This is a genomic window from Lacihabitans sp. CS3-21 (assembly GCF_024343675.1).
In the GTDB taxonomy this organism is placed as follows: Bacteria; Bacteroidota; Bacteroidia; order Cytophagales; family Spirosomataceae; genus Leadbetterella.
The window spans coordinates 34,972-49,340 of sequence record NZ_RJUD01000014.1 but is presented as its reverse complement, the minus strand read 5'-3'; the positions used below and the strand labels follow the sequence as shown (position 1 = coordinate 49,340).

9 protein-coding genes are annotated in these 14,369 nt (G+C 37.9%); 2 read left to right on the top strand and 7 right to left on the bottom strand.

The genetic code is table 11. The annotated features are described in order from the left end of the window. Positions 1-6: 6 nt before the first annotated feature. The 3 genes from EGI24_RS10160 to EGI24_RS10150 all read right to left on the bottom strand — a co-directional run bounded on the left by EGI24_RS10160 (position 7) and on the right by EGI24_RS10150 (position 5,512). Complete coding sequence (locus tag EGI24_RS10160; RefSeq protein WP_255048268.1) at positions 7-882, bottom strand: DUF1684 domain-containing protein; 876 nt, start codon at positions 880-882, stop codon at positions 7-9. Positions 883-1,033: 151 nt separating this feature from the next. Next, positions 1,034-3,601 (bottom strand): TonB-dependent receptor, encoded by a 2,568-nt coding sequence (locus EGI24_RS10155; protein ID WP_255048267.1) that lies wholly within the window; start codon positions 3,599-3,601, stop codon positions 1,034-1,036. Between the two features lie 399 nt (positions 3,602-4,000). Then, positions 4,001-5,512 (bottom strand): DUF1593 domain-containing protein, encoded by a 1,512-nt coding sequence (locus EGI24_RS10150; protein ID WP_255048266.1) that lies wholly within the window; start codon positions 5,510-5,512, stop codon positions 4,001-4,003. 104 nt (positions 5,513-5,616) lie between these two features. Between EGI24_RS10150 and EGI24_RS10145 the strand changes: the two genes are divergently transcribed. Together EGI24_RS10145 and EGI24_RS10140 are read left to right on the top strand one after the other, a co-directional pair. Then, entirely contained in the window at positions 5,617-7,143 is a 1,527-nt protein-coding gene (locus tag EGI24_RS10145) for a carboxylesterase/lipase family protein (RefSeq protein ID WP_255048265.1), read from the top strand. A gap of 78 nt (positions 7,144-7,221) precedes the next feature. Further along, positions 7,222-8,847 carry a sulfatase gene (locus tag EGI24_RS10140; protein WP_255048264.1) on the top strand — a complete coding sequence of 542 codons (1,626 nt, stop codon included), beginning with the start codon at positions 7,222-7,224 and terminating at the stop codon, positions 8,845-8,847. Positions 8,848-8,949: 102 nt separating this feature from the next. Here EGI24_RS10140 and EGI24_RS10135 read toward each other — a convergent pair whose 3' ends face one another. The 4 genes from EGI24_RS10135 to EGI24_RS10120 form a co-directional block, all read right to left on the bottom strand. Further along, on the bottom strand, positions 8,950-10,314 hold the full coding sequence (locus tag EGI24_RS10135; protein ID WP_255048263.1) for a glycoside hydrolase family 140 protein: 1,365 nt from the start codon (positions 10,312-10,314) through the stop codon (positions 8,950-8,952). Positions 10,315-10,360: 46 nt separating this feature from the next. Further along, on the bottom strand, positions 10,361-10,801 hold the full coding sequence (locus tag EGI24_RS10130; protein WP_255048262.1) for a hypothetical protein: 441 nt from the start codon (positions 10,799-10,801) through the stop codon (positions 10,361-10,363). 135 nt (positions 10,802-10,936) lie between these two features. Beyond that, positions 10,937-12,991 carry a heavy metal translocating P-type ATPase gene (locus EGI24_RS10125; protein ID WP_255048261.1) on the bottom strand — a complete coding sequence of 685 codons (2,055 nt, stop codon included), beginning with the start codon at positions 12,989-12,991 and terminating at the stop codon, positions 10,937-10,939. Between the two features lie 170 nt (positions 12,992-13,161). Continuing rightward, the gene (locus EGI24_RS10120; RefSeq protein WP_255048260.1) at positions 13,162-14,364 is read right to left on the bottom strand and encodes an MFS transporter; all 1,203 of its coding nucleotides are present in this window, start codon (positions 14,362-14,364) and stop codon (positions 13,162-13,164) included. Positions 14,365-14,369: the final 5 nt, after the last annotated feature.

The window sequence follows — 14,369 nt, the reverse complement described above, 5'->3', positions numbered from 1 at the left end:
GAATTATCAATGAAATCCATAATTTTTTTCGCCTGCATCAATTTTTACATTCAGCAAATTCTGTTTAGGTGGCAAAGGACAGGTAGCATAAGGTGTAAAAGCACAAGGAGGATTATAGGCCTTATTAAAGTCTATTTTCACGTTGCCCGCAGCATCTGGAAGTTGGGTATAAATATATCTTCCGCCACCATAAGTGCTTATTTTATTGGTTTTATCACCAAAAATAACAAAAAACTGGTCTCCTTCGGCCAAGACATCTAGGCTGTATTCTTTTTTACCAATTCTAAAGACCAATTTCCCAGGAGAATATTGTAGGCTAGTTTGTCCTGTAATATCCAATATCGAAATCTTCTTGTTGTCTGTCTTTACAAATTTAGCCGTGAAATTCCACTTTGGGGCAATTTTGAAATGTTCAATGTGGGTAAATTCCCCTAAAAAAGGACTTTTCAAATCTCTGAGCCTAATGGCAAACTTTTCTCCTCTTTTGATAACCAACCATTTCAATGACCCATATTGCAAAATTATAGGTTTTTCAGAAGGGAAAATCTTCACTTTTTGGATTTTAACCCCTTCAATAAATACTTCATGTCCATTCAAAACTGAAAACTCAACTTCGCCATTTCGCAGAAAAATTTCACCCAAAAAATCAGGGCATTTGTCACCAGGAAACAAATGATCATTTTTAGTATCAGAGCCAATGGTATTACGGCCTTCGTTTAGCCAAAACAATCCTGCCAAATTCAACCATCCATTTTCCTTCTTAAGATTTTCTTCTCGTTGTCTGTGCCAATCGTTGATTTCTTGGAGATAATCAGGTGTTTGAGCTACACCCGAGCTCGAAAAAGTCAATAATGCCAAAAAAAATAAAATATTAATTCTCACCGCTTTTGTTTTTTTGTAAAAATAGCAAAATGTTGTCGTGGGTGGAATCGAACCACCTCATAAAGTTTATGAAACTTCACTTCTCCTTTAGAATTCACGACCAAATATTGAAAAGAGCTGACTCTTATAGATAAAGTCAGCCCAAAATAAACTAAAAGGTATATCTCAAAGTAACACCATAGGTACGTGGGTCGCCCAAAATACCACCGATTTGGCCTGCACTTCCTGGAGCTACCAAAAGCTGCTCGTAGTAATCCTTGTTACCCAAGTTTCTGCCCCAAACAAATATTGAAATACCATTGGAAGCTCTGAAACCCACTCTTCCATTTAGCAAGGCGTAACCTTCAATGTCTAAGAATTGCGAGGGCGATGGGCTTGAAGAAAAAGTAGAACGATAATACACGTCTAAGCCACCGAAGTAGTTTCCTTTTAGGCCAAACAAGCTACCTTTACCGGTGATTTCGGTTCCCAATGATCCTGCATATTTAGAAATACCAGGCAAAACGCCACCAGAAATATCTTTAAATGCTGTAGTACCACCTACTTCTTCAATAGGTACTGGAGCATTGGTGAATTTTACGTATTTTCCGTCTGTATAAGCAAAGGCTCCATTAAATGTGAAATGGTTGTTTACCCTGATATTTCCATCTACTTCAAAACCTATTACCCTAACTTCCTCAGCATTGGCCAAATACCCTCTGTTTACACCAGGCTCAGGCGTTTGTACCTGTGTTTGATAATCTTTGATGTTGGTATTGTGAAATACTACGTTTAGCACTGAACTGGCAGTAGGTTTGGTTTTTATACCAAATTCTAAATGTCTCACGGCCTCAGGTTTTACGGTTGCCAACTCGGTCAACACTTTGCCACTGGCTGTTGGCAATCCTCCCACATTGACACCAATTGGTTTGTAGCTGAGTGAATAGGTACCAAAAGTATTTACATTCTTATTGAGTTTATATTGTAATGTCAACTGGCCGGAGAAGTTATCTTCTTCTGCATCAATGTCAAAAGCCTGATTGCTATAAACACCATTTTTTAAGGCCAAAAGGGCTGCATCTGTGGTTTGCAATCCTCCATAAGTTACACGGCTGTAGTTGGCTTTTTTAGCATCTTTGTTATATCTAATTCCTGGCAAAACATGCAATTTTTCTGTGATGGACCAGTCTGCCTGTGCAAATAAAGCAACACTAGAAGATTGGATGCCATAGGTGGTTTTAATACCAAAATTATCCAACAAACCAGGGGTTTTCCATAAAGCACTGGTAGAACTTTGGGCAAAACGCCATTGGGCTGTACCTGCTTCTTCAGTGTGAACAGGGTCTGTCCTTAAATCCTGCCATAAACCAAAGGCACCCACTACGCCACTTATTTTATCATTTATTTTGCCAGAATATCTAAACTCTTGTGAGTACTGGTCATGTGCCGAAGTTCCTGATGAAATAGAGAAGGAATTCAAACCTATGTAGTCGCGATCGTTTAATGGATCCCATTTCCAATATCTCCAGGCCGTTGTTGAAGTTAATGTTCCACCACCAATTTTGAAATCTGCGTTTAGGGATAATCCACCTAACTGATTACCAGCCTTTGATGGAGTATCTTGGTCTATAATTCTTTCGAATGCACTTTTGTAGGGTAGCGTATAACCTAAATCACCTATAATGGCATTGAATTGACGATAAGCCGCACGTTTGGTGGTTACTACCTTCGCAACTGGCCAACCGTAACCTACTGGATTTTGGTCTGTAACATCGGCAATAAACGTAAAATTGATTTTATCTGTAGGTTTAAAAAGTAACTGACCTCTTACACCAATGTTGTTGATATCATTCACATTGGTCTGCGTGCGTGTATTATATAACAAGCCGTCTCTTTGCGTACCCGTAAAGGATACCCTTGCAGCCAATTTCTTGCTCAAAGGGCCAGATACTGATGCTTTTGCTTGAATATAGCCTTTGTTCCCATAGCTCAACTCAAAACTAGCCGATGGGTCAAAAGTTGGCGTACGAGAGGTAACATTAAAAGCACCTGCAGTAGTATTTTTACCAAACAATGTTCCTTGTGGTCCACGGAGCACTTCCACTTGATCAATGTCTATAAAATCAAGGGCGGTTGCCGCTGGACGAGCATAATATACACCATCTACATAATACCCTACACCTGGGTCTATACCGTCATTGGTAAGTCCATAAGTTGAACCTAATCCTCTGATATTCAAAGTAGTATTTCTGGCATTTGAAGCATAGAACTGTACCGTAGGCACCAATTCTTTTAGACGGTTAACGTTAAAAGCACCTTGGTCTTCCACAGTAACACCACGAATTACCGAAATCGGAATGGGAATATCTTGTACCGCCTCTTGCCTACGTCTAGAGGTTACTACGACATCAGCCAGGTTCTTGGTATCTTGATCTATTCTGATTTCGACTTTGCTTTCGTTGATTACCACTTCTTTTTTGATGTAACCTATAAAAGAAACAATCAGTGTAAAAGGTAATTTTTGTCCTGTTATGAGAGCAAACTCTCCATTTGCATCGGTTGAAGCACCGTTGGTAGTTCCTTTTATGGATACTGTTGCACCGATAATTCTCTCGTTGGTTTTGGCATCTAATATTACCCCAGAAACTGTGGCGTTGATGACGGGTTTATCTTGGGCAGAAATAAGCAGGGGAAATAAAAATGCTCCTACTAGAAGACTAGATTTTAAAAGTTTTTTCATTAATTTGAAACTGTTTAATTGAAAATAAGAAAACTGACCTCTTAGGAGGCAGCTCATTTAGCGATGATTTTATTTTTGTTAAGCATCCGCCAGTCTGGTTGCAGCCAGGCTGGTTTTTTATTTTAGAGACAACATCGTTGATTCATTCTGGTTATTTTTTTACAAATGTATGTTAATCTATATAGTCTATAAAATTAGTAGAGTAATAAATTTGCAATTTTCTTTATTTAATTATATAGTTTTTAATAAAATTTATATTTTAAAGCAAAAAAGCACCTTTAGTATGTACTAAAGATGCTTTTCAATATTGAACAAGCATAAGGTCCTTTGTTAATTTCACAAAAATCATCCAAAAAAAACCTGCCTATTTTGAAAGGAAAATTAACAATGTAAAGACGCCTATTTCACCTTCAAAACCACCCGCTGATACCTAGTCAAACTAGGCACTCCGTCATCTTTTCCTTCTACAATAATGTGAATTGTATCGCCAGTTTTGGCTGATTTTGGGATTTCTATACTTGCATTTGTATTGTTTATTGAGGAAATTATAACTTTTTCTTTAAAAGTACCCACTTCTTCATATTGCCAAAAAGTAAGGGCAACTTTATTTTTATCAGGGTCAGAAGCAGTAGCTGTTAGCGTAATTTTCTGCCCTGCTTTTACTATTTGTTTATTTCCCCCTTTCACTGAAATCAATGGAGCATGATTGGCATCTTTAAAGTCTTTTACACACCAATCGGCACGAGCTGCAAAGTCTTCTTGAATAGCTGGTATCCAGCGTATTTGGGCAAAAGCTTTGTCCATTTGTTTTGTAAAAGGATTATAATCTGATGCTGCGTCACCATCTTCCCAACGACTCGGGGTAACAGTCGATTGAACCAGACGACCACCCCATCCTCCATCTTGTGGATTCTCTAAGTTATTTAACCCCACATCTACCAAATGTAAAAAAGCTGGGGAATCTCCTTCAGAAATAAAATCGTATTGCCCAAAACTCCCCCACTGGTTTTTCTTTGCTTTTTCCATACTGCTGTAAATGTCCTCTATTTCGCCTAGCGGTGGATTCCCATCTCCATAGCTGTAGTACATTTTTAAAAGTGGCCCATGGTTGTTGATGATATCACCCATAAATTTACCTTCCAAATATGGGTGAAGTTCCTGTGGCACAGCCCTTTTCCAGAAATAAGCAAAACTCCAAAACTGATTGGAATTATAATATACCTTGACATCTTTCCAGTTAGGTTCTATGTATTTCTTGTAAGTAGCGTCTTGGTCAAGTATGGCGTAAATGATGGCTTTCTGACAAACCTTTTTGTATATTTTATCCCATTGAGGGGTATTTTTGTATTGATCTTCAATTGATTTCAAAGCCCGTGCAATGGTATTGGTACCACCCCAAACTTGCAAATAGAGCGGAGTCAAGTCATCGTCTAACAATTTGGCTTTGATGAAATCTGAACCTTCGGTTTCTTTTTCCATTTCACCTTCAAAATCAATATTTCCGATACGAATTCTGTCTCTTAGATATTTATGGGTAGGAAAATCTCCTGAATGTTTAATTAAATTCGGATAAACTTTTCCATAAGCATCCACCAAATCATAAATCCACTGCTCGCCCGGCCAACGCAGTTCGGTGCGTTCTCCATAAATTTTTTTGGTCATTTCCATTTCTGAGGTAAACTTGGTGCCTTTACCATCACCTTTGTAGTGCCATTGCGAACTGCTCACTATCAATCCTTCTATTTTATACTCATTTGAATATAATAACATCCGTATAAACGAATCCACGTCATCCAATTCTCCATCTGTGGTTACTATGGTTCTGGGTTTCTGTGTGCTTTTTGTTTGACTAAGGCCTACAGAAATATTCAAAAAACAAAAAATCAGAAAAAAACTTGCCTTTATTTTCATTTAAAAAACCAATAAATTACAAATGATATTATTTTCAGAACTTATTAAACTAAATTACGATTGCGAAAGTAGATGTATAATTTTACAATACAAATAAGACCTTCATGAAATTCAACCTATTCGTACTTAGCCTACTTATTTCGGGGCAACTATTTGCACAAAACCCTGTCATTAAAACTGCCAATGGAAGTTTGGAAGGTGTCACAAACGCTGACAAATCGATAAGAATATTCAAAGGTATTCCGTTCGCTTCACCTCCTATAGGAGATTTACGCTGGAAAGCCCCACAAGCTCCCAAAAACTGGACAGGAATACGCAAATGCACCGAATTTTCTGCAAGCCCAATCCAGAATAAACCCGAACCCTTCTTGTGTTGGACAGAGGAGTTTATCGCCCAACCTGAGCCTTTAAGTGAAGATTGTCTTTATTTAAACATCTGGACTAAAGCTAAAAAAACCAAAGAAAAACTACCCGTTTTCGTGTGGATTTATGGAGGCGGCTTATCAAGTGGATCAGCCAATTGTGCTATATATGATGGTGAAGAAATGGCCAAAAAAGGAGTCGTTTTTGTAAGTATCAATTATCGGGTAGGTGCATTTGGTTTTATGGCTCACCCAGCATTGACCAAAGAATCAGGACATAATTCTTCTGGCAATTATGGTTTTTTAGATCAGATACAGGCTTTGAAATGGGTTCAAAAAAATATTTCTGCGTTTGGTGGTGACCCAAAAAACGTAACCATTGCTGGGCAATCGGCGGGTTCATTCAGCGTAAATGCCTTAGTAGCATCTCCTTTAGCTAAAGGACTGTTTCATAAGGCCATAGCACAAAGTGGTGGTTTGCTATCTGGTCGATTCAGCAATAATTTGGAAACCTCTGAGCTGCAAGGCGAGAAATTTATGCAGAAAGTTGGGGCAAATTCAATTGCAGAATTACGCAACAAATCAGCTACCGAAATACAAAAAATGAGTAACTCTGGATTTAGATTTGGCGTTACTTTAGACGGTTATGTGTTGCCCACAGATCTATTACAACATTTCGAAAAAGGACTTTTCAATGAAGTACCATTGTTGACTGGCTGGGTAACTGGTGATGGAACTCTGATGGGAAATGCACCTATCAGTGTTGAAAAATATGAAGCTGAAGCAAAAATAAACTTTGGAAATAAAGCACAGACATTTTTAAATATTTTCACTGCTTCAACCGACGAAGAAGCTAAGGCCTCGAAAGCCAAACTAGGAATGTTTCAGTTTGCTGCTCTTTCTTCCCATTTATGGGCGGGATTTAACAAGAAAAATAATTCCTATTTATATCAATTCAGTCATGTTCCGCCCGATAAAATCGATTTCCCTAATTATGGTGCTTTTCATACTGCAGAGGTACCTTATGCACTTCATAGCCTACAAAAATGGAAAAGAACCTGGCAAGCCGTCGACTGGGATTTGGAAAATAAAATGTCGTCGTATTGGGTAAATTTTGCCAAAACAGGAAACCCAAATGGTAAAGATTTGCCAGAATGGAAAGCCTATGACAAAGAAAAAGGACACATCATGGAATTTGGAGACAACACAATTTTAAAAGAGGCACCTTTCAAAAAAGAATTAGATTTTTTAGAAATGGCCAAAAAGTGAAATAATCTTAAATTAATCAAAAATTTCTAGAAATAATATACAACCAAACTATCTAATTGACCATTAACTAAGTATAACATGAAAAAAATTCTATTGGCCCTCCTACTCATCTCAGTAGTTTCTGTAGCTTTTTTTGCCTTTAAACCTAAAAAACAAAAACGTCCAAACATCGTATTCATCATGTCTGATGACCATGCGTATCAGGCCATATCAGCTTATGATAAAAGACTTACTCAAACACCAAATATTGATAGGATTGCAAAGGAGGGAATGTTGTTTTCAAATGCCTGTGTAACCAACTCCATTTGTGCCCCTTCTAGAGCGGTAATTTTGACCGGAAAGCATAGTCACTTGAACGGAAAGATTGACAACTATTTCCCATTTGATACCACCAATATTACCTTTCCTCAAATCTTACAACAAAATGGCTATCAAACGGCTATGTTTGGAAAACTGCATTTTGGAAATAACCCAAAAGGCTTTGACGAGTTTAAAATACTGCCCGACCAAGGGGACTATTATAACCCAGATTTTATAACCAAAAAAGAAGGCAAAAAGAAATTCACAGGTTATGTAACTGACCTCATCACTGATATTACACTCAATTGGCTCAAAAACGAAAGAGATGAAGAAAAACCATTCTTCTTGGCCTATTTGCATAAAGCTCCACACCGAGAATGGCTTCCTGCTGAACGTCACTTTAAGGAATATTTAAAAAAAACCTTTCCTGAACCAGCTACACTTTTTGATAATTACGAAGGAAGAGGAAGGGCCTCTAAAGAGCAGGAAATGAATCTATTGACGCACATGAACTGGGCTGGAGACTCTAAAATCACGCCTGAGAACATGGATAAATTGGGCATTAAAGAATCGCATGCCTATGACAAAAGAAACTACAACGCCACCATAGGCAGAATGAACCCAGAGCAAAGAAAAGCTTGGGATGAAGCTTATGGAAAAATGAATGAGGAATTCATTAAGAAATTCCCAACCATGACAGATAAAGAAAAAATGCAGTGGCGTTATCAAAGATACATGCAGGATTATTTGGGAAGTATAGCCGCTGTAGATGATGGTGTTGGACAAGTTATGGATTTCTTGAAAAAGAATAATCTGGACGAAAACACCATAGTGGTTTATACCTCAGATCAAGGTTTTTATTTGGGCGAACATGGCTGGTTCGACAAGCGATTTATTTTTGATGAATCGTTTAAAACTCCGCTTTTGGTAAAATGGCCAGGAGTAATAAAGGCTGGCTCTAAAAACTCTCAGATGGTTCAAAACCTCGATTTTGCCCAAACATTCTTAGAAGCGGCAGGCATAAAATCACCCGCTGATATGCAAGGAGAAAGCTTGATACCAATTTTTAAAGGTCAAGGCAAAAACTTCCGAGATGCAGCATACTATCATTATTACGAATATCCAAGTGTTCACATGGTAAAAAGGCATTATGGAATCGTGACCGAAAAATACAAGCTTGTGCATTTTTATTATGATATAGACGAATGGGAATTGTATGATAGAGTAAACGACAAAAGCGAAATGAAGAACGTGTACAATGACCCAAAATATGCTACAGTGAAAGCCGAACTGCATAAAAAATTGGCTGCTCTAAGGGTCAAATACAAAGACTCCGAAGCTTTGGATAAAATGTACATTGCCAAATACGATGAATTAATAAAAAAAGGTAAAATATTTAGATAGATTAAAACAAATATTAGGTTCTCGTTTACCCGAATTTCTTCAAATATCTTTTTAATTTAGTTCCGCGTTTTGGAGAATTGATATGCTAGATTGTTTTTTGATTTACAATCTAGCATATTTCTTTTGTTCATCATCCACTACCAACACCCAGTCTTGTCCATATCCTGAGCTCGGTGGAGTGAAAACTTTGGTACCTTTGTTTTCAAATTTCCCAGCATCTTTTACTTCTCCATTGCGAGGACTAAACCAAAAAGCCGAGCATTGCTGTCCCGAAATTTTTCCCAATTGTAGCGTAAAAGACTTACCCATAACACTATATACAAAAACATAATCATTTCCTCTTGTGGCTTGAATTCTTTCATAAGCCATCAAATTATTCTCTAAAATCAAACTTTGGTCGGGTATTCTATCCAAAATCGGCCTTGATTCTATGAGTTTTTTCAAATACTTCACTTGCTTTGCTGCAGGTAAATCTAATGCAAAGTGCCAGTAAGTTTTGGGCCCATTCACTGCCTCGATCTTCGGCGAATACATTTGCCAAATGTCATGACAGCCATATGTAAAACCAAAAGCACCTGCAAAAACATCCAAATAAATGGCTTTTCGGACATCGTAGGCATTGGTGGTCCCGTTTTCGTTGGCATTAAAACAAACGGGGTGATCTTCATAAATGGGTTCTCCATCAATCACAGGTTTGATTGGGATTCTCTCATAAGAACCTTGAATCCTATCAAAAACTGCTGCATCTCTGCAATGACCTGTCTGAAACATATTGAAATCAAACCACGCCTCATCGTGAAACCACTCGCTTGAGCCCTCTTTGTTGGGTTGTGGATGAAATGTAAGTAGGCCTTTATCATTTCCGCCCAAGCCTTCCACTACTCCAGCGGCCATGGCATTCCAAATCGCTTCATCTGAAGTTCCTATCCTTGGATTTCTATCACCACCCATCACCCAAATGATGTTTGTTCTATTTTTATAGCGGTTCGCTATCCATTTACCATATATTTTAGCGTTTTTTTCGTCTAAAATTTCAGGACCAGTGCCCCATTTGTCTTTAAAAACCTTATCGCCCCATGTGGGTAATAGTCCAATATTTAGTCCTAGTTCGTTGGCTTTATCAATAATGAAATCTACATGCTTAAAGTACGCCTCGTTAGGCTTTGTGGGGTCATTATCTATTAGTGGTTTTTCGCCGTAGGCATTTGGTTTGTTGATACCGTCCATTTCGGCCAAAGCCACGGCTTGAATAATCGTAAAACCCTGAACTGCACGTTTTCCTAAATAAAAAGTAGCTTCTTCTCTATCCAATCGATGGAACAATTCCCAGGCGGTATCCCCTACCCAAACAAATGGTTTCCCTTCTTTTAGAATATAACGTTTGTTTGCACTAACAGTAAAAGATTGAGCCACAAGAACTTGTGCAAATACTGCAAAAGAAACTATTGTGAAAAGTATTTTTTTCATTTAAGAATTGATTTGATTTAACCTAAAAATCTCCAAAGATTTGTGATTACTTAACCCGCACGTATTTTTCAACAATTACACGATCTATTCCTAATTTTTCCAATTTCTCCACACCTTTCTGAACCAAAGTGTCGTTCTGGATTTTTACTACAAATTCAAATTTGTGATTCTCCCATTGAGGGTCACTGAAATACTCCAAGTTCTCCGTATACAGACTATCATTCAAAGTATAAGTTCCCCCACCCGCTGTATATTCAGCTCTGGTGGAATCTTTAGCACCGGTGATGTCATGACTTAAGAAAGCAAAATGGCTTGAATTTATAATTTTTATCATTTTCACCTTTGAGTTGAAAGTAGAAAAAGTGGAATCTTTTTCTGTTGAAGTGGCTGATATTAGTTGCCACGTGCCTTCCAAAGACGGCGAAGATTGTTTATCACAAGAACAAAAAACACCTAAGATAAGGAGAATTCCAAAGTAGAATTTCATATTTTTATTTTGGTTGAATTGTTTAAGGAATACGAAAATAGTTATTCTCAAATAACATTCTCAATATTTTCAAAATAAATATTCTTAAACCATTCAAGGTATAAAACGAAGTCTTTCTCAAATTAGGATTGGCCATTAAAACTTCATATTCTGAATCCTGACAGCATTCAAAATAGCCAATAATGCTACGCCAACATCGGCAAAAACTGCCTCCCACATGGTGGCTAAACCACCCGCTCCAAGTGCCAAAACAGCACCCTTAACCAAAAACGCCATTGTAATATTTTGCCAAACAATTCGCTTGGTTTGTTTGCCAATGTTTATGGCCATCGGTATTCTTGAAGGCATATCGTCCTGAATTACCACATCAGCCGTTTCGATTGTTGCGTCGCTTCCCAAACCACCCATGGCTATTCCCACATCGCTCAGAGCTACTACTGGAGCATCATTTACGCCATCGCCTACAAAAGCTACCCTTTGGTTTAAGCCTTTTAGTGCTTTTATTTTGTTCACCTTGTCTTCAGGCAGCAAATCACCAAATGAATTTATGATGCCTAATTTGTCTGCAACAAATTTTACCACAGAACTTTTATCTCCACTAAGCATCGTGGTATTTACACCCAATTCTTTGAGTTTATTCACCGCAGATTGGGCATCCTCCTTTATTACGTCAGCTATGGTAAGGTAGCCCGCAAATTTCTTATCATACGCTATTGCGACCAAAGTATAAACGATTGCTTCAGGATCAATGTCATAAGAAATACCAAACGTATCCATCAATTTGAAATTTCCTACCAATAATTCCTTGCCATTTACTTCGGCTTTTAGTCCGTGTCCAGCTATTTCTTCGACATTAATCAGCTCTATATTTGCATCTACTTTACCCACAAAATCATGAATGGCCGTAGCTATAGGATGTGTACTTTTGCTTTCTAAAGCATTGACCATTTCCATGATTTGTTCTTTGTTGAATTCTGGTTTGAAAACAACTTCTTGTACCTTAAAAACACCCTCTGTCATGGTGCCTGTTTTGTCCATTACTACGTTTTGAATATTGGCTAATAGGTCTAAGAAATTACTTCCTTTAAACAAAATTCCGTTTTTTGAAGCAGCTCCAATTCCACCAAAATAGCCCAATGGAATGGAAATAACCAAGGCACACGGACATGAAATAACCAAGAAAACTAAGGCACGATATAACCATTGACTAAACGCATAATCTTCTAGAAAAAAGAAGGGCAAACCCGTAATAAGAATCGCCAAGAGTACTACAATTGGTGTGTAAATTTTCGCAAACTTCCTGATAAACAGCTCTGTTGGGGCTTTTTGGGCTGTAGCATGCTGCACCATTTCCAAGATTTTACTCAGTTTACTGTCCTTATAAGCAGTAGTAACTTTTACTTGTGCAACGGTATTTAAGTTTATCATTCCAGCCAAGACTGTTTCGCCTTTTGTTTTGGTATCGGGCTTGCTTTCGCCTGTGAGAGCCGCCGTGTTAAATGAAGCTGTTTCTGACAATAATTCACCGTCTAAACCTAATTTTTCACCCGCTTTTAATTGAATAATATCGCCAATATTTGCTGAAGCTGCTTTGATGGTTTTGGCTTCATTGTTTATTAAAATACTAACTTCGTCTGGCCTTTGATCGAGCAAACTTTTAATATTTGCTTTGGCTCTTTTTACGGCCATCCCTTGAAAAACCTCCCCAACAGAATAAAATAACATCACCGCTACGCCCTCGGGATATTCGCCAATGGCAAAAGCTCCAACGGTGGCAATAGACATCAACAAAAACTCTGAGAATATTTCTCCCTTGAGTATACTTTGAAGAGCCTCTTTCAACACAGGAAAACCTACTGGCAAATAAGCAGCTGCGTACACCAGGATTCTGATCCAGCCAGTAAACCAAGTTTGCGGAATATAATTATCTAACGCAATGGCGATTAGCAATAAAAATAAGCTAACTATTGCGGGCAAAAACATTTTAAACGAGCTAGTTGATGTCTCTGAGTGATTGTGACCATGAGCGTGTTCATCCTCAGTGTGGTCAGAAGAACAACAGGCATCTTTTTTTACGCTATTTTTTATTGACGTTTCCGCTATTTTATAAATTTTTTCTTCTTCCGAACAACAAGTCATATGGCCGTGTTCATCGTAAGTATGGATATGATTTGGATCCAAATTTTTCATGGCAAGAAAATTTATTTCTTAACAAATGTAGGATTATAAGTAGTGCAACGTGTTTTCAAAAAGGAAATTTATATTTCATCAAACTTAAAGGAAAATATAAATATCAAGTTCCCCTAAAAATATTTTTTGGGCTTACTAAAAAAAATTCATTATTCGTCCTTCCAGACAATTCAGACATCCTTTATCCTAAAAACCACCACCAAAGCTGATAATGCTGTGAGAATTGCAATAAATGCGATGCTAAAATTAACTCCAAAAATATCAGCAAGAAGGCCTGTTGTGATAGCACCAATGGCATATCCCAAATCTCTCCAAAACCTAAATGTACCCAAACTCTCGGCTCTTTGTGAAGGATGTGTAAAGTCTGAGATGGCATTGATAAAGGTGGGATAAACCAAGGCCGTTCCAAAACCCAAAAGGACACCAATGGCAGCAAAATGCCAAAATTGTATAGCAAAAACGAGAGCAAATATGGCTAAAGATTGAATGACCATTCCGAAAAAAAGTAGCCATTTTTTTGAATAAATATCAGACAATTTTCCTGTGAAAAGTTGACTTAAACCCCACACTGTAGGATAAACAGCTGCCAAAATCCCTATCTGAGTTGGCGTAAATTGTAAAGAAAGTAAGAGCATGGGCAAAAGCCCCCAAATCATACCGTCGTTTAGATTATTTACCAAACCTGCCTGTGTAATGCCGCTGAGCGACTTATGCCTAAATGTAGTGTCTATAAAAATATTTGAAAGCAGAGGAATATTGCTATCAATTGACTCATTTTTTACATGATCGTTGGTGTCTTTTACAAATACCAAACTCAGAATCAAACCCAATACCGAAAATGCTATTCCGAGGTAAAATGGATAGGGTCTAAGCCCATAATGACTGGCAATATAACCCGTCAAAAATGCAACAATTCCTACTGAAACGTACCCAGCAAACTCGTTGATTCCTACGGCAAGCCCACGTTTTTTACTTCCTACCAAGTCTATCTTCATCACCACAGCCATGCTCCAAGTAAGGCCTTGGTTGATGCCCAACAAAATATTGGCAAAAATGATCCAGTCCCAAGAATTGGCGAAAATGAGAATAAATGGTATGGGTATGGCAAAAACCCAACCTATAACTAGGAGGTTTTTGCGGCCAATAATATTGGCTAGTTTTCCTGTGAAATAATTACAAATGGCCTTTGTAATACCAAACGCGACAATAAATGAAAAAATGGCTGCTTTAGAAGAAATACCAAATTCTTGTTCGGCCAATGCGGGCAAAACGGTGCGTTCGAGGCCAATCATTCCACCCACAAAAGCATTGATGACTACCAAAAGCGAAAACTGCTTCCAATTTTCTTTTAGTCCAAATTTTACCTCCTCCATGGTTA

Coding starts and splice junctions, on each gene's coding strand:
- EGI24_RS10155 (WP_255048267.1), bottom strand. CDS start 3,601: ATGAAAAAACTTTTAAAATCTAGTCTTCTAGTAGGAGCATTTTTATTT.
- EGI24_RS10150 (WP_255048266.1), bottom strand. CDS start 5,512: ATGAAAATAAAGGCAAGTTTTTTTCTGATTTTTTGTTTTTTGAATATT.
- EGI24_RS10145 (WP_255048265.1), top strand. CDS start 5,617: ATGAAATTCAACCTATTCGTACTTAGCCTACTTATTTCGGGGCAACTA.
- EGI24_RS10140 (WP_255048264.1), top strand. CDS start 7,222: ATGAAAAAAATTCTATTGGCCCTCCTACTCATCTCAGTAGTTTCTGTA.
- EGI24_RS10135 (WP_255048263.1), bottom strand. CDS start 10,314: ATGAAAAAAATACTTTTCACAATAGTTTCTTTTGCAGTATTTGCACAA.
- EGI24_RS10130 (WP_255048262.1), bottom strand. CDS start 10,801: ATGAAATTCTACTTTGGAATTCTCCTTATCTTAGGTGTTTTTTGTTCT.
- EGI24_RS10125 (WP_255048261.1), bottom strand. CDS start 12,991: ATGAAAAATTTGGATCCAAATCATATCCATACTTACGATGAACACGGC.
- EGI24_RS10120 (WP_255048260.1), bottom strand. CDS start 14,364: ATGGAGGAGGTAAAATTTGGACTAAAAGAAAATTGGAAGCAGTTTTCG.